The 17,846-nt window shown below is 36.8% G+C and carries 14 protein-coding genes; 9 read left to right on the top strand and 5 right to left on the bottom strand.

Annotation, left to right across the window (positions count from 1 at the left end; translation table 11 throughout):
- Window positions 1–122 precede the first annotated feature (122 nt).
- The 7 genes from AOC36_RS08100 to AOC36_RS08070 all read left to right on the top strand — a co-directional run bounded on the left by AOC36_RS08100 (window position 123) and on the right by AOC36_RS08070 (window position 10,422).
- Window positions 123–1,517 carry an aspartate ammonia-lyase gene (locus tag AOC36_RS08100; RefSeq protein WP_067633204.1) on the top strand — a complete coding sequence of 465 codons (1,395 nt, stop codon included), beginning with the start codon at window positions 123–125 and terminating at the stop codon, window positions 1,515–1,517.
- An 11-nt stretch (window positions 1,518–1,528) separates the two neighbouring features.
- A complete protein-coding gene (locus AOC36_RS08095) occupies window positions 1,529–2,266 on the top strand; it encodes a copper homeostasis protein CutC (RefSeq protein WP_067633202.1) in 738 nt (245 codons plus the stop codon).
- A 117-nt stretch (window positions 2,267–2,383) separates the two neighbouring features.
- On the top strand, window positions 2,384–3,847 hold the full coding sequence (locus AOC36_RS08090; protein ID WP_067633200.1) for a M81 family metallopeptidase: 1,464 nt from the start codon (window positions 2,384–2,386) through the stop codon (window positions 3,845–3,847).
- A gap of 557 nt (window positions 3,848–4,404) precedes the next feature.
- Window positions 4,405–5,691: a PTS sugar transporter subunit IIC gene (locus AOC36_RS08085; RefSeq protein ID WP_067633198.1), complete on the top strand. Its 1,287-nt coding sequence runs from the start codon at window positions 4,405–4,407 to the stop codon at window positions 5,689–5,691.
- A 69-nt stretch (window positions 5,692–5,760) separates the two neighbouring features.
- Window positions 5,761–6,060 (top strand): hypothetical protein, encoded by a 300-nt coding sequence (locus AOC36_RS08080; RefSeq protein ID WP_067633196.1) that lies wholly within the window; start codon window positions 5,761–5,763, stop codon window positions 6,058–6,060.
- A 1,000-nt stretch (window positions 6,061–7,060) separates the two neighbouring features.
- Window positions 7,061–9,442, top strand: coding sequence for a family 10 glycosylhydrolase (locus AOC36_RS08075; RefSeq protein ID WP_067633194.1), 2,382 nt, complete (start codon window positions 7,061–7,063; stop codon window positions 9,440–9,442).
- 434 nt (window positions 9,443–9,876) lie between these two features.
- Window positions 9,877–10,422: a hypothetical protein gene (locus AOC36_RS08070; protein WP_067633192.1), complete on the top strand. Its 546-nt coding sequence runs from the start codon at window positions 9,877–9,879 to the stop codon at window positions 10,420–10,422.
- Between the two features lie 84 nt (window positions 10,423–10,506).
- On the opposite strand, the gene AOC36_RS08065 is transcribed toward AOC36_RS08070, so the two are convergent.
- From AOC36_RS08065 to AOC36_RS12220, 3 genes are all read right to left on the bottom strand, one after another.
- Complete coding sequence (locus AOC36_RS08065) at window positions 10,507–12,492, bottom strand: KUP/HAK/KT family potassium transporter (RefSeq protein WP_067633190.1); 1,986 nt, start codon at window positions 12,490–12,492, stop codon at window positions 10,507–10,509.
- A gap of 70 nt (window positions 12,493–12,562) precedes the next feature.
- Complete coding sequence (locus AOC36_RS08060; RefSeq protein ID WP_067633188.1) at window positions 12,563–13,123, bottom strand: type I phosphoribosyltransferase; 561 nt, start codon at window positions 13,121–13,123, stop codon at window positions 12,563–12,565.
- A gap of 293 nt (window positions 13,124–13,416) precedes the next feature.
- Window positions 13,417–13,572 (bottom strand): hypothetical protein, encoded by a 156-nt coding sequence (locus tag AOC36_RS12220; protein WP_157777168.1) that lies wholly within the window; start codon window positions 13,570–13,572, stop codon window positions 13,417–13,419.
- 155 nt (window positions 13,573–13,727) lie between these two features.
- Here AOC36_RS12220 and AOC36_RS08055 point away from each other — a divergent pair, with 155 nt between their 5' ends.
- Together AOC36_RS08055 and AOC36_RS08050 are read left to right on the top strand one after the other, a co-directional pair.
- Window positions 13,728–14,189, top strand: coding sequence for a DUF1307 domain-containing protein (locus AOC36_RS08055; protein ID WP_067633186.1), 462 nt, complete (start codon window positions 13,728–13,730; stop codon window positions 14,187–14,189).
- Between the two features lie 126 nt (window positions 14,190–14,315).
- Window positions 14,316–15,416, top strand: a complete 1,101-nt coding sequence (locus AOC36_RS08050; RefSeq protein WP_067633184.1) for a VanZ family protein — start codon at window positions 14,316–14,318, stop codon at window positions 15,414–15,416.
- Window positions 15,417–15,444: 28 nt separating this feature from the next.
- Here the strand turns inward: AOC36_RS08050 and AOC36_RS08045 are convergent, their stop codons facing one another.
- Together AOC36_RS08045 and AOC36_RS08040 are read right to left on the bottom strand one after the other, a co-directional pair.
- The gene (locus AOC36_RS08045) at window positions 15,445–16,080 is read right to left on the bottom strand and encodes an NAD(P)-dependent oxidoreductase (protein WP_067633182.1); all 636 of its coding nucleotides are present in this window, start codon (window positions 16,078–16,080) and stop codon (window positions 15,445–15,447) included.
- A gap of 79 nt (window positions 16,081–16,159) precedes the next feature.
- Window positions 16,160–17,677, bottom strand: coding sequence for a helix-turn-helix domain-containing protein (locus tag AOC36_RS08040; RefSeq protein WP_067633180.1), 1,518 nt, complete (start codon window positions 17,675–17,677; stop codon window positions 16,160–16,162).
- Window positions 17,678–17,846: the final 169 nt, after the last annotated feature.

Here is a 17,846-nt window from a genome sequence, read left to right as displayed (position 1 = left end):
TTACAGGAATAAAACCAAACAATGATAGTGTGTGATAAAATAAATTTAAAGTGTGTGAATGACTGAATCACACAAATCAAATGTTTAAATCATAAAGAAAGATAGGGGTTTAAAGAAAATCTATGCATGATCAAACAATTCGAATCGAAAAGGATTCTTTAGGTGAAGTACAGGTACCCATTGATGCACTATATGGTGCACAAACGGTTCGTGCAATGGAGAATTTTAGAATCACAGGACGTCGTGTCAATGATATGATGTACCTGTCACTTGCAAAGGTAAAAAAGGCCTGCGCACTCGCGAATTATCAAGTCACTGACTTATCAAAGGATCGCTGTGATGCCATTATGCAAGCGTGTGATGAAATCATTGAAGGGAAACATAAAGAAGCCTTTATTACGGATGCAATTCAAGGTGGTGCAGGCACGTCCATGAATATGAATGTCAATGAAGTCATCGCGAATCGTGCAGCTCAAATCCTGAACAAACCCATTGGAGTCTATGATTACATTCATCCTAATGACCACGTAAATCGTGCTCAATCCACCAATGATATCATTCCAACCGCAGGTAAGCTCACCGCCATTAATCTAGGGGTATTATTACTTCAGGAGATGGACCTTTTATCTCAAGCATTTGAAGTGAAAGCGAAAGAGTATGGTGATGTGATCAAGGTGGGGCGCACACATCTACAAGACGCCGTCCTTATTACAATGGGTCAAGTCTTTCATTCTTATGTCTCAGTGATTCAACGCGATATGAAGCGTCTTCAAAATGCTTTAACAGAACTTCAAGTCATTAATCTTGGCGCAACCGCTGTAGGAACGGGTATTAATTCCATCCGAGGGTATCGTGAATTCGCAGTCACAAACCTTTCTAAATTCAGTGGTCGCCCGTTTGTCAGTGCGGATGATCTTGTGGATGCCACCAAACACGTAGACAGCTTTGCTTATGTTCATGGCTCGCTTAATACCTTTGCAATTGGACTATCACGGGTATGTAATGACATTCGCATGATGGCATCGGGACCGAAGGTTGGATTCAATGAGATTAACCTCCCTGATCGCCAACCCGGAAGTTCCATCATGCCAGGAAAAGTGAACCCTGTGATACCAGAAGTTGTGAATCAAGTATGCTTCCAAGTCATTGGAAACAATCAAACCATCATGATGGCTACAGAAAGTGGTCAAATGGAACTCAATGTATTTGGACCCGTACTCTTCTATAATCTCTTTGAGTCTTTTGAGATCTTAAAAGAAGCCTGTCGAACCTTGCGCGTTCATGCCATCGACAACCTCACTGTCAATAAAGAACGGGTGCATGATTACGTTGAGCACTCACTTGCAATGGCAACCGCACTTGTCAAGTATCTGGGATACTCAAAAGTATCCGAAATTACAAAACAAGCCTTGAAAGAAAACAAGTCTTTAAGAACAGTAGTTGTAGAGCATGGACTCATGACACACGAAGAACTGGATAAAGCACTTAGACCCGAATCAATGATTACACCACAATAAGGAGACCAACTATGAAACATTTAATTGAAGTTTGTGCAGGCTCTGTAGAAGACTGCATAATCGCAACACAATGCCATGCACATCGCATTGAACTTAACAGTGCGTTACACTTAGGAGGGTTAACACCAACCGTAGGAACGCTTGTGAACGCAAAGAAACAGACCACACTCCCAATCCTCACGATGATTCGTGTTCGTGCAGGCGGGTTTCACTATACAGAAACCGAGATTGAAACAATGTATTTGGATGCTGTGACCTGCTTAGATCATGGCGCTGATGGCTTGGTGTTTGGCTTTCTAAATGAAGATGCTACCATTGATAAAAACACCACGAAACGTTTTGTGAATCTATGTCACAGATATCAAAAAGAAGCCATCTTTCACCGTGCTTTTGACTGTGTCAAAGATTCTTTTGAAGCCTGTGAAGGGTTAATTGAATGCGGTGTTGATCGAATCTTAACCAGTGGCTTAAAAGCAAGTGCCCCTGAAGGCATTGCGACACTCAAAGCTCTAAAAGACCGTTTTTCAGATGCCATAGAGTTCTGTATTGGAGCGGGTGTGAATGCATCCAATGCCCGTGGTTTGATTGAACAAACAGGGATCTCTCAACTGCACGGTTCCTTTAAAGGGTGGTTTAGTGATCCCACAACACAAGGGGATTTTGTAACATATCGATACAGTGATCTGGGGGACTATGAAGGGGTTGACGCTTCAAAACTAAGGGCGACTCTTGACGCATTCAAGGATTAAAAAACACCCATATTTCCTAACTGTAATTTCATTTAGGGTTTTAAATACTGAATAAACAGGGGTATTTTCTTTATAATTTAGGTGTCAATTCTTAATGGAATTAAAAGGAGGAAAACAATGAAAGTATTAGTAGCACACGTATCCGCAGAATGTAATGAACATATATCACATACTGTAGGCTTGGATGAATTTTTATTGTTGAGAGGGGATGAATGCATAGACGCTCTATATGTAAGAGAAGTATTTGAAGAAGCAGGGATTGAGATTATCCCATCCCAATTCGCAAGCTTACCCCCAAATGGCATGGTAAAAAAGGAAGCTTATGTTGAGATTGCAGACCGCATCATCAACGATATCAACACTCACATGGGAACCTTTGATGGCATTTACTTACATCTACATGGTGCCAGTGGTGTTGTAGGACTTGAAGAAATATCCGGTGAACATTATATTATCAAACGGATTCGAAATGCAGTCGGGAAATACCTACCGATTGCGGTATCTATGGATCCCCACGGAAACCTCAGTGAGGACTTTACAAAGTATACCAACATTGTTCGCTGTTACCGTGAATCCCCACATATTGATCATATAGAGACTAAGAAACTTGTAGCTGAAAAATTGGTTGACTTAATGAAAAACCGCCGCCCAATGACACCAATCATAAAAAAACTACCCATCATGGTCGGAGGCGAACGCAGTGTATCTGCCAAAGAGCCAATGCGTAGTATCAATCAACTGATGGATCAATTTGAAGAAGACTCACGTGTTTTCTCAATCTGTTATAACGTCGGTTACATTCGTCATGATGATGACAAGTTGGGGGCAGCGGTCATTGTAGTACCAAACACAGAAAAAGACCATGAATATTGCGACTTTGTTGCCCAACAAGTCTCTCAATATGCATGGGACCACCGTCATGAGTTTAAATTCTCAGGAAACTATGATGAACCCGATGCATCCGTTCAAATGGCCATTAATTTTGATGGCAAGACCGCAGTGATTACCGACTCAGGGGATAATTGTGGCGCAGGGGGTGCTGGACATAATACGGTTGTTTTAAGAGAGTTGTTGAAGGCAGATCTTAAAGATAAACATGTGTTAGTAGCTGGAATTCATGATAAAGCTGTACACAGTGCACTTGAAGGCACCCTTGAAGGACAACCCGTATCCTTTGATCTTGGGAATGGGGAAACCCCTGAATCACAACCCGTATCCATCAAAGGAACTCTTGTGAAAATTGGTGAAGGTATGTATGGTGGTAATGGTAAACACGTCGTAGGACCAACCTATACGGTTAATGTTGAAGGGACAAATTTGGATGTGCTTATCATGAATCGAAACATTCAATATGGGCAAATGTCTCAATTCCATAAAGCAGGGTTGGAATTTCATGATTATGAGATCGTTGTGGTCAAGATGGGATATCTAGATACAGATTTGATTCCAGAAACCGCATATCATGTGATGGCATTGACTGATGGACCAACAATCCAACGTTCAGAACGTATTCCATTCAAACGCATCCACAGACCAATGTGGCCAATGGATGATGTAGAAGAACTTATTTACATTAAATAAGATACAATTTTATACAAAAATTCTATGGAAGTTGTATGCTTCTCTATATGAAAATGTGTAGCGATGGTCCTGAGAGGCCATCGTTATTCGCTTGCTATTTATTAAATCATAATTCAATTTAATCGAATAATTTCATTATGATCAAGGTTCTCAAACATCTATAGCAACATCACAAAAATACCTTGAAAATCCGTTTGGATGTATAAAAAGTGGAAGATAACAGGTGTTTCATAATAGAATATTCATAACATGTGAATTTAAAAGAAAACAGGTTATTAAAAATGATTGATAACTTATGAAGCTGTTAGACCATCAAAACTCATGGATGTAATGCAATCATTAGTATAGTTGATGATTGGAGAAAAAAAAAGAACTGTGAAACCCCTTAAATGTCAAGAGAAAACGCAGAAATGTAAGCGTTTTTTTTCTTGGTTTAGGTAATTATTTATTCCGAAACATTTAATCATAAATTTTGTTAAAAATATGAAATAATATTTTGACTATAAAATAATAATGTGGTATATTTACGGTGTTAAGACAGAAAAGGGGATATACTTATGGATTTCTTAATACAATTCATGGATCAACATCTTGCGGGTCCTATGAATAAATTAGCTGCACAAAAACACTTGCGTGCAGTACGTGATGGTATTGTTGCGACATTACCATTAATTATTGTTGGTTCTTTCTTCATGATTGTTGCCAACCCACCGTTACCATTATCATGGGGTATCACACAATTTCTAAAGGATAATGCAGCACAAATCGTGCTTCCTTACCGTATGACAATGGCGTTAATGACATTGTACTCAGTATTTGGTATTGGATATAGTTTAGCTCAATCCTATGAAATGGATGCATTAACTGGCGGTATCTTAGCTGAAGCTGCATTCTTGTTAACATTTACACCAATTAATGTAGCTGCTGATCTAGAAGCAGGGGTTTCTGGATTTGTTCTTCCTGTTGCGAACCTTGGTGGAGGCGGAATGTTTGTGGGTATTGTTACAGCAATCTTAGCTGTTGAAATAGCACGACTCATTCTTAATTCAAATTTCAAGATTACAATGCCTAAAGAAGTGCCACCTTCTGTTGCACGATCATTTGAAGCATTAACACCTGCTGCAGTAATCGTTGTACTGATGGGAACTGTTACTTATTATCTTGGATTTAACTGGCATGCATTTATTGGAAATCTAGTAGCACCATTAATTAAAGCTTCAGATTCACTTCCAAGCGTATTGCTACAAGTATTCTTAATTACATTCTTCTGGGCATTTGGTATTCATGGTGTTTCAGTTGTTGGTTCTGCGGCGCGTCCAATTTGGAACGTGTTACTTGACAAAAACGTTGCTGCTGCAGCTGCAGGTACTGCAGGTACTGCACTTCCAGCAATCGCTGTTGAACCATTCTTCCAATGGTTTATCTGGATTGGTGGTTCAGGAGCTACAATCGGTCTCGCAATTTGTATGGCATTCTTTGCGAAATCATCGTATGCTAAATCACTTGGTAAAACTGCATTTGTACCAGCATTATTCAACATCAATGAACCATTGATTTTTGGTACACCAATTGTATTAAACCCAACACTTATTATTCCGTTTATTTTAGCACCGATGATCAATGCTACGATTGCATGGGTCGCGACATCGATGCGCTTAGTGGATCGTTTAACAATTATATCACCTTGGACACTTCCTGGACCTATCGGTGTATACTTGGCATCAGCTGGAGATTGGAGAACTGCTGTACTCAACATCGTTCTGATTGTTCTATCAGTAATGATTTACTTCCCATTCTTTAAGATGTATGACCGCAGTCTAGTAAAACAAGAAACTGGCGAATAATTTAGGTATTAAAAAAGTTAGTAAACGGCTTGCTATTTAGCAAGCCTCAATCTATTTGGAGGAAACAATATGTTAAGACAAAACGAAAAACTACCCTATTTTACAATCAAAACAGCATTCATTGTGCTGGGCGTATCTTTGATTGGATCTTTAGTGATTCCATTATTACTGGATGCTATGGGTATTGGGTACAACTGGTTAAAAGTGATTGTAACTGCAATACCGTTTGCATTCATCGTTCCCTATACAACGTTGGTAATGCAAAAAGGTAAGAAAATGGACCTATCATTTTGGACGATCTTTATATTACTGTTTGCACTCACTGCATTAATAACTTATGTGTGGGTTTTTGAAGGTGTATTCATTTAACATCGTTCTCTATCCAATGATCTTTGTATGTCTCATCTTGATTCTTCAGTCATTTTGAGTATGCAAAAGTATCAATTGTTCAAGTATAAAAGTATCTTCAAATAGCACTTAACTTTTTCATGACTTAAGTTTAACTTCTCATTACATCTACTGTGTGAGAAGTTTTTTATTTATGAAGATGTGAGTCATCCGGCGTGATTTGTAAAGTCGAGATTATAAGTCAAAACGATCATCAATAGACATTAATCAAGGGTCAATCATTGATGACATCAATCCAAGAAATCATGCTTAATAGGGTTTGATTAATCTTAGATAAATTTTGATAAAGAATTTTAAAATCAACATAAAGAAATATAGTTTCATATATTAATAAATCATATTGACACATTATTTCAGTCATGGTATATTCTTTATGTAAACGATTGCAGAACACATCTTTACTGATTTAATCAATTATTTATCTGCAATTGGTCTTTGATAAGTGAGTTGTTACTATTTTGAAGATTGGTGGGGCAGTCTTAGCTTATGTTGTGATGGAGGGTAAAAATCGTTGGGAAGAGTCAAGGTTGAATTTTCAAACTGGATAATTATTGAGTACAATTTGTTTTATAATTCTCGCAATTTAATTTGAATGGAGAATTTAATGACTACTGATAGTCTAATCGGTAATCCTAATCATCAGAATCGGTGTAATCGCATTGTTTGCTTTGAATTTATCCTTTGTTATAAATTCAAGATTGATAAAAGTAAGCTAGTATAATTTCAGATTGTTATCAAGAGATGAGTTTTCAATTACACGAAGCATACACTCTAAAAACGGTTTAATAATTTATGAGTTTATATTTTATGAATTTGCTACTTACAAGATTTGGTTAGAATTAGCGTAGATATATCTTTTGCTTAGTTTGTAAAACTATAGGTATTTTCAGTAATATTTGTACAGACAATAATTAGGCTCGCATTTCATTTTACATATAGAGATATGCTAAGAGGAGGGTATATGAAGAAATTAATGGCTTTGCTATGTGGGCTAGGAATTGTTTTAAGCCAAACAGGTCATATAAAAGCAGAGGATTCAACAGACTTGTATCGATATGTTAAATACAGCGATGGAACATATGGTTATGATACTAATGTTCCTGTAATGTTTTATTCAGGGTCAAATGAAAGAATTAGTATTCCAAATGTCTACACTCAAGAAAAGGAGCAATTTAAGTCAACATGGATCGCGACGATCTTTAATTTGCATTTTAAACCAGACAGCTCTGATAAAGAAGATATTCAAGAGTTATACAAAGAACGTATTGAAACTGCAAAAGAAATGAACTTAAATGCGCTAATATTTCAAGTTAGACCAACATTAGATGCAGCTTTTTACCAATCGGATATTAATCCATCATCAGAGTATTTCACAGGGAAACAAGGTGTTGAAGCATCTTATGACCCAATGTATTGGATGATAGAGGAAACGCATCGTAATGGAATGGAATTCCATGCTTGGTTCAATCCATACCGCGTTACAAATAGTGATTTCGCAGTTGTTACAGGAAAAAATTCAAGTGACTATACTCCGGGAGAAAAAGCACTATACTTAAATGAAATTGGTCTATTGGCAGATGATAATTTTGCGGTATTAAATCCAGAGTATGTCTTAGAATTCAAAGGTAAATTATTCTTAAATCCTGGTGAACCTGAAGTTGTACAACATGTTGTTGATACTGTTGTTGAATTCATGGAAAAATATGATACGGATGCAATTCACTTTGACGATTACTTCTATCCATATAGAGTCGGGGATGACTATTTTGGTAAAAATGGAGAAGACGCTACAACTTATGATAAGTATGGAGAAGGCTATACAGATATTGATAGCTGGAGAAGAGATAATGTTACGTTTTTAATTGATTCCGTTAAGGAAGCCATTGATAACCATAACGAAACAAATAAAACGGCCATTCAATTTGGCATCAGCCCATTTGGTATATGGGAACACAAAGCAATTGATGATCGTGGTTCAAATACTCCAACTGGTTCGAGTAAGTCTTATTCAGAACAAATCTATGCTGATACCTATCAGTGGATTAAGGATGAAAAGCTTGATTATGTTGCACCACAAATATATTGGGCATTTGCAGCGGCAGCAGCTCCATATGGAGAAATAGCACGTTGGTGGGATTCAGTGGCAGAAGGAACAAATGTCAATATTTATGTTGGTCACGCTGCTTACAAACATACATCTAACGGGGGTTGGGATGCTGATTGGATGAACCCTGAAGAGCTTAACAATCAAGTGAAGTTTAACCAAAACTACAAAAATATTAAAGGGTCGATTATGTATAGCTACAATGATATTTTAGTAGATGAAAACACAACAAGCCCTCAAAAAGAAGCAAATAATAAAGCAATTGAAATTCTTAAGAGTGATACATTCAAAATTGCTTCATTGACGCCATCACATCAAAAATTATCGCATAATGATACTAAGCCAGTTGATTCTGTTGTGCTTGAAGGGTCAACACTAAAATGGATTGATTCAAACAATACAAATGCTCGATTCTATGTTGTATATGCAGGGAATGAAACAGGTGTTGAAGAATTAGTAGCAAATCCAAACAATATTGTTGATAGAGTTTATTTTGAAGGTAAAGGGGATTACGAATACACTTTATCAACTCAAGACTTGAGTAAAAACTATGCAGTTACTGTATTGGATCGTGCATATGTGGAAACTAAGCCGGTAACTTTAACTGAAGATAGTGATTTCAGTGTTACGTTCCCAGTTAAAGAAATCACGGTCAAATATGGTGAAAAACTAACTGAACAACAATTTATTGAACGACTTAATATTGAAAGCAATTATGATATTACTGTAACAACAAACTTTGATGAAGTAGTGGACCATTTAGTAAGTGGTGCATACGACGTAAAAGTTGTAGTTGAGCGAAATAACGTTCAAAATCAAATTGCTAGATTGTCAAACGAAAGCTACGAAACAACAATTAAAGTTGTCGTAGAAAATAAGGATGTTGAGACTCCTGAAGAACCAGATACTGAGAAACCAGGCGAAACGGATAAAGAGAAACCAGGTGGAACAGACACAGAGAAACCAGGTGGAACAGACACAGAGAAACCAGGTGGAACAGACACAGAGAAACCAGGTGGAACAGACACAGAGAAACCAGGCGGAACAGATACAGAGAAACCAGGTGGAGCAGATACTGAGAAACCAGGCGGAACAGACACAGAGAAACCAGGTGAAGAGGGATCCAAACTTCCAGAAACAGGGTTGAGTTCTGGTATGTTCCTATCATACGCATTAATTTCTCTTGTAGGACTGGCTTTAGTAACATACTCACGCAAGTTTGTAAAAATAAATAAATAGTCGATCGAGTTTAATACAGTACCTACACTTTCCTCATTTTGGATCGTGTAGGTATTGTTTTATAACAAGCAATCGGTTGCTTCTTGGATAAAATATCCCATTAACCTAAATCCAATATTTAAAAAAAGTAGAAGCATTTCAGAAATAAAAGTAGAGGGAATTGTGTGCAAGTTCCAACCATAATAAAGTAAAATCAAGTAGAGGACATATTAGGCAAATATGGAACTGTATCGAAGGAGACAAAGGTAGGAGTGGTGAAAACACTCACGATAACTCGTGAAAGACAGTTTATAAGAACATTGCACGTATAAGTCATCCTAAAATCATAACTAAAAACACAGGATTATCTACATAGATTTATTTTTCATAAAGGCTACCCTTGTATTTACTTTGGTGTTTCCTGTACAAATAAATTAATGAAAAGGAGAGAATTCATGAAGAAACATAATATTGTGTCCAAAGCGCGTATTTTAGTGCTAGCATTAGTGTTGCTCGGCATGTTTACAGGATGTACCAGTACCAAACAGGAAGAGAACACTATAACCCTACAAGCCAATCAAGGCATCTATATGATGTATCAAAATGATTTGTACCCAATCATCTCACATAAAATGATTGATAATTCGAGTTTAGTCACTAACACAATCACTGCTGAAAAAGTTGACTCAACACTTATGGAAAATTTTATAAATCAAAAGAAAGAGTTGGACACAAAAATTAATGTATTAGAATCAGATGGTGTTGTTACTCTATACTTGAATAAACAATTTGAGCTGCCTGTTTCTGTACACATTATCATTTCTGATAGTGAAAGAGAACTTATAATACCTTATGAATGGGTTGATGGTGATCATGTTCAAATCGACTTGAATAACATCAGCAAGGATACGGTTTATACGATACAAGTAAGCTATATGAAGTTTCAAAATAACCAACTGAATATGATTGAAACTGTGATGTTCTTTATGAGCTTCAGATAATCCGACATCATAATTTGAATACATTTATAAGACTTGATACAAAAGAAAAGGTTGAAGCCTCTAAGAGGACTCAACCTTGTTTTGTTATACTTGGGTAATCTCGATGTGTTGGGGTTTGCGAATCGCAATTGGCACAATCTCTGTTGTTGTTTCACTGTATTGAATGCCAAACCACTTCTCAGGAAGTACAGTTCTTCGTTTAATGGCGATTTTTGTACTCATGATAAATTGTTCAAACTTAGAGAGACCCGATTCCACGGATAATTCATCGCGAAGTAGAATAAAGGCAAAGTCACCCACTTCGCGTCCCTTAACAGTCGTGTATTCTTGAGGTTGTGTATCAATTGTACCTTGTTCCATGAGTTCTTGAACAATTTCACGTAAGTATACATTGATGTGTTGTTTCATTCTGAATCCTAAGTAAAGGTGAACCTTAAAGACATAATTAGTATCAAAGGTATCAACATGGTATTGTGCACCATATGGTTTATCCGTTACTTCGATATTCACAAACCAATAAACTTTCGCACGTTTTGGTTTACGGTCTAATAGTGAATACATAATCTTATAGTCTACTTCATCAGTTGTACTGTTTGATGTGAGGTAAACAAGGTTTGTATTGACTAAAGGTAAACTCTTATCATTTCTTAACAGGTCAATTTGATCAATATAGTCTGGTATCTTCACAGCTCGCGCTGCTTTTTTCATGACTAGGTTTCCACGTGTCCAAATGTACATCACTGCATAGATTGCTAAAGCCATAAATGCTGCAACAAATCCACCGTGGAAGAATTTCGAGAGACTTGAAATAAAGAAGAGTGTTTCAATCAATCCAAAAAATCCGATAAGTAGTCCCGAAACAAGCACACTGTGGTTTTTAAGACGCATGTATTGGTAAAGCAAGATGGTTGTCATTAACATGGTGACTGTGATGGATAACCCGTACGCAGCTTCCATGTGGGCAGATGTTCTAAAGTAAAGAACACAGGCAACACAACTGATCCATAACATGGTATTTACCGCAGGGATATAAACTTGACCTTTGTTGTCGGTTGGATATTGAATGTTCATACGTGGTAGCATGTTGAGCTTAATGGCTTCAGATACTAAGGTGTATGATCCAGTAATTAAAGATTGTGATGCAATGATTGCTGCAGTTGTTGAGAGAATTACCATCGCAAAGACTAAGCTGTGTGGTACCATCTCATAAAATGGATTCAATGCTTCAATCTCATAATATGCTGGCATTTTTGATGCGGATAAAATCCATGCTGCTTGGCCTAAGTAATTCAAGACAAGACATACTTTGACATAAGGCCATGTGAAGTATATGTTTTTACGTCCAACATGTCCCATATCAGAATAAAGGGCTTCTGCTCCAGTTGTGGAGAGGAAGACCATACCCAAGATTAAGATACCACTTTTGTTGGATGGTGAGAATAACACTTGTAATGCATATGTTGGCGATAACGCACGAATAATTGTAAAGTCTTTGGATAAGTTATAGATACCAAAGACGGCAAGTGTTGTAAACCAAACAAACATGACAGGTCCAAAGACACGTCCTACTTTTTCTGTGCCAAATCGTTGGAAAGCAAATAACGTACTGATAATCACAATTACAATGATGATAATTGTGTTTTGAGACATGGTATGACCCACATGCGTTGATAAGGCACTTCGAAGTCCTTCAATTGCAGTTGTAACGGTTACGGCAGGTGTTAAAATACCATCAGCAAGCAGTGCTGCTCCCCCAAGCATTGCAGGGATAATCAGCCAACGCATGCGTTTTTTTACTAATGTAAATAAAGCAAATATCCCACCCTCCCCGTGGTTATCTGCCTTTAATGCTATAAGTACATATTTGATTGTTGTTAATAAAGTGAGAGTCCAAAATACTAAGGATACTGCCCCTAAAATATATGTTTCATCGACATATTGGATGCCCCCGTTTCCTTCAAGCATTGCTTTCATAACGTAAAGTGGTGATGTTCCAATATCACCATAAACAACCCCTAAAGCAACTAAGATTCCTCCAAGTGCTTTTTTATTGACTGTATGTTTCTCCACTGATTTCAAACCTCTTTCTATACCATCTAATAGTACTCCTTTTAAAAAAAATTTCAATCATCATTTTCACTTATTCTACTACTAATGGACTTAATGATAAAACTTTTGCTTGAAGGACTAAAGGTATGTGAAGATTCAGTGCTTTTTCATATCCCTTTTGGAAGGTTTTCGCAATGCATATTCCAAGTCCACAAACCTGAGCACCACTTTGGTGAAGGAGGGCGATTGTTGCATCGAGTACATTGCCATCTGCAAGAAAATCATCAATCAAGACAATCCGCTTTCCTGCGATGTGGAGACGCTGTACTGTGAGATAAAAGGTATGATCTTTTGTATAGGAATAACAGGGGATCTGAACGATATCATCCGATTGTTTTGATGTCATTTCTTTCTTTATAACTACCATGGGTTTTTGTGATGCTATGCTTGCACTCAGTGTCGGTGCAATACCTGAACTTTCGACAGTAACATAAAGATCAAACTCAAGAGATTGAAAATGATCGTGAAAGTCATGTCCGAGTGCATGCATTAACTGTGGGTCAATGCGGGTGTTGAAAAAACCCGATACATCCAATATTTTCTCATTTTTTATAATGGCTTCTGTTTTAATACGATTTACAAGCTGTTCCATTGTCATCCTCCTTATATTTAGACTTAAACTTAATGAGTACACTATGTCAGAAATCAGCTCAAGTTTCAAGATAGATTCCTTTAAAATTCACCTTTTTGGTGTAAGGTTTCATAAATTACATATTGAGTAAGCAGATTCACGCATTATAAGAATTTGATTTTCAGAATTTTGAGTTAAGTCAAAGTCTTGATTGTAGGCTGGATAGATTATGACCCTGTGTTTTGGAACAAAGTTTTGTGTTATTGTGTAAATCCATTAAGTTCAGTTGACCAAAGGGATATCGATATCACAGATCAAACTATGTTTTCATCACCTAAGGTACGATCACCAATAGCATAAATACCCACGTGATTGAGCTTCGGTTTGGTTTTACGACCAATAGATACCATCTCTATAAATTGTAGATCGTAATGATGAAAATCAATGTGCATAATGAGTCGATTATTCATAATAACTAAACCTCATAGACATCGTATCAAGCGTATACGAAAGCTCGCGTTGTATCGTAATGATTAGTTTGTGAAGTGGGTTAATTTAAGGCATATGAATGCAGGTGTAGGATGAATAATGGTACACTATTTATAAGCAAAGGAGACAAAACCTCATGCGAAAACATGTGATAATAGGGGGGATACTATTTGGATTGTTGAGTGGATGTAGTGCTACCAGTAACCTAGATACAACGGTGAATTGTAGCTATACAGATGAGATTGGGGATACCTATCAGGAAACCTTTGTCTCAGTAGATAATAAAGTTCAAACCAACGATATTGTGATTCTTCGTGACTATGCACCCGATGTCGCAAGTGGTCAATTAACAAAAGAAGAAATCCAAGAAGAATATAATTATCGTGATGCTGTGGTTTATGATGGCATTGATGGATTGGATTACAGCTATACCATGGATGATGCATTTGTTGTTGAGACGATACACTTTGACTATAATACGGTTTCTTTTACCTACCTTGCAGATATTGGTTATCTTGATTCAGAAGACTATGAATACATTGCGTTAGACTTAACACTGAAGAACTTAAAGGAATCAGGGTATACCTGTGATGATTAGTTAGGTGGTAAAATCATCAAATCAACGATTTAAGACTGTCTTTGGACAGTTTTTTTATAAATGTGAAAAAAATGGTGTATTTTACGTCACGTACCTTATGGTAGAATAAAATAAAAAGGGGAATTTATGGGCTATATTCACAATATTTATGTTGGGATATTAATATTTGGAGTCACAGCTTTAGTTCTTACAATCCCATACTTAGCATTTAATTATTATAAGTATGGCAGTATCGTATGGAACCGTGCATTCTTGGTATATGCATTCATTTTTTATGCAATCTGTGCGTATTTTATGGTAATCTTACCCTTACCATCTGTTGAAGATGTTTCGAATATGACAGGACCAACCATGCAACTCATGCCATTTAGTGTGCTTTTTGATTTATTTACACACAGTGTTCTAAGAATCCTTGACCCAAGCACCTATTGGCCTGCACTCAAACAAGGCGTTTTTACACAGCCAATTTTCAACCTACTTTTAACGGTACCCTTTGGTATCTTTATGCGTTATTTATTCAACCTTGACTATAAAAAGACGGTTCTGTGTAGTTTCTTATGTGCTTTATTTTTTGAACTTACCCAGCTTTCAGGACTCTATGGTATTTATCCCCGCCCATATCGATTGTTTGATGTGGATGATTTGATGTTGAATACGTTGGGTGGGATGATGGGATATGCCATTGCGCCTCTATTCAAAGTGCTTTTTATCTCAAAAGAAACCATGATTAATACCGCGCAAAGCCGTGCATCGCATGTCAGCATACTGAGACGGTTTGTGGCACTGAGTGTGGATCGATTCATCGTGAGTGTCTCATTGAGTGTTGTTTTCAATGTAAACCAAGATGTATGGATTGCACTAGGTTATCTTGTCTATGCATCCTGCATGATTATGCTACTCAATGGCTCGACCATTGGAATGCGTCTTACTAATATTACGTTTACTTCAGATAAGGAAAACTTGCGTTATCAAGCCCTTATCAGAACCCTTATGTTTGTGGTATTTGTCTTACTCGTACCTGAAGCGTTCAATCAACTCATCATCTATGTAAATTCTCAAGAAGTTGTTGATGTCGTCATGGATGTTTCGATTGTGCTAATGAGTCTTTCGTATCTTGGTGTCTTAGGTGCTCATATCCTATGGGAAATCAGCACCCAACACAATAATTTCTTCTATGAACGCCTCTCCCATACCAGCATCGTTTCAACCTTTGATATTGAAGCATAAGAAAACAGGTTCACGTGAACCTGTTTGTTTATGTATTGAGATTACTCACAGCAGTGAACCGCTTTTTATGATACTTATTCTCAAGTGCTTCATCGATGAGAAGCTGTGCAGCATCCGGGTAGGTTAAGATACTGTTGCCCTGTGTATTGGTTAACACAACATCTTGTCCCAGACGAATATTATGTGAGAATGGTCCTTTTGCATCAAATTTAAGCGAAGGACTAAAAAATGTCCAATTGATGTCACTGTTTCGATACTTATCCAGTGCATTTACCATTGGTGATGCAAAGACTTTGAGAAAGTCGGGAATTTGTGGGGTATCGATGAGTTGAATCGTCAACGTCTCATCAGTATAAAGACTGGATGCACCGCCTACAATAATAAGACGGGTTGAAGCATTGGTAAATATATCAATAAGATGATCGGTTACATCATCAAACAATGCTGGATCATTTTGAGGTGCTCCAAACGCAGATATAACAACATCAAATTGTGTAATATCTTCATGAGTCAATGCGAGTATATCCTTTTCAATATAAGGTGCAGCTTGAATCAGTTTTTTAGGGTTACGAATGATTGCAGTTACATCAAGATGTCGTTTCAATGCTTCATCCATTAAAAGCGTCCCCAATTTACCGGTTGCACCAATAATTCCTAATTTCATATTTGAGCCTCCTTGTACCTTTATCGTAAACATAAAGTACTATAAAGTAAAGTAATGTGGTCTTAAATTTAGGCAAGGTTTAGGCGTATTTATCGGTAGTGGATAGACTCAAGATAATATTACTCAATGTGGACCATTCCGACATGGTTGGAATGTATGAAAAATGAATCACGCGTGTGGATAAATTATTAAATTCAGGAGAGTCATAATTCACAACTACAAGGTCAGCATTTGTTTTCTTAAAGATATCTTCAGTAATGATTTGATCAAAAACATAGAATGGAACGACATTTTGCGGAATCATGCTTCGAGTCTGTTGGACTAGAAAATCGTCATAGCCAACACCCCCTTGAAAGCAAAAGAGAATGCGAATGTCGTGTTTTCTTAAATTGCTTAATACAGAATAATAAAGCATCGCAAGTGCGAGTGCAATATCATCACGGCAAATAATAGGGAACAATGCTTGTCCTTCTTTTGAATACAAATTTTTCATCCAGATCATATAGTATTCATTGAGCGACTCGGTAACAAATAGACGTGTTGTGACGGATAAACTTTGAAACTGAGGAGACAAATTCGTTAACATCGATAAATTAATCAGGTAAGCCCGCATCTTATCAAGGTATGGACTTTTTACGGTTTCCATATCAAACTCAAGAGCCAAAAAGTCATTGACACGATCGATTAAATCTTGACTAACACACCGGTGCAACACATACTCATATTTATCGTCTGTAAATAGGTTACGGGATGGCTCACTATAGGATATGCAGTGTAAAAGTGCAACATACGCCCAGATGATGTCATCGAGGGGTGGTTTATATATATAGAAAGAACTTGCGAAAGCAGCCGTAAAGGATTGTTTGAAACATTCGAAATCTTCATTTGCCATAATTTGATGTTTGAAGGCATCATCCAACTCCACATACAATTTCGCTTGAATCCGTTGTCGAATAATCATAATCCAAAGTGTTGCTCTAAAATGACTCACATGAATTCGAGGGGTAATGCTTTCTTTTGAATCACTAATGATAGAAATATAGGCATTGTAGTTCTTATTAAATTCAGGATCAACCGTATAGTAATCATTAAAATCATAATAGAATTTATAAAAGAACAAACGAATATCTGTTTCAGAACCAATGAAGGTTACCGGAGAGGTCGAAATAGAGATGTTAAAATGCTTAATAATTGAATTAATGTGGGCCAAGATATTTCGAAGGGTACAGGGATTAATAAACAATTCTGATACCATCTCATCGAAGGTATAGACTTGATTGTTGAAGAGCGAATCAATGATTCGAAAAACATCCGTTTCTTTCGCTAAATCCATAATAATCGATGGCATGGATATCCCATCCGGTGCACGTAATACATAACCATCTTTTCCTTGTGCTTCAATTTGAACAGTGTTTGGAAGTTCATTGTTTAAGGCGTTAATATCACTACGCATTGTCGGCATAGAACAACCAATTTTTATCGAAAGATCGTTAATACTAATGGGCGTTTTAAGTGAACTTAAATATTCAATTGTCTGTATTTGCCGACTAAATTGCTTATCAAAGTTCAATAGAAAGAATAAACGTTTGCTTTGCATACAGGAGTCTCCTTCATCTTATTTCTCTAGATAATAAAATTTTAAAATATTGATAGATAAGAAATTTCAATAGTTTTTTCCTAACTTTCGAAAAAACGTGTAATATTTTTTTAATTCTATGGATATTTCACAATTCAACTTGATTTTTTGGGTCGTTCTTGAAACGAAA

The sequence above is a fragment of the Erysipelothrix larvae genome (assembly GCF_001545095.1).
In the GTDB taxonomy this organism is placed as follows: Bacteria; Bacillota_I; Bacilli_A; order Erysipelotrichales; family Erysipelotrichaceae; genus Erysipelothrix; species Erysipelothrix larvae.
Note: the sequence above shows the minus strand (reverse complement) of the source record. Positions and strands in the feature narration are given on the sequence as shown.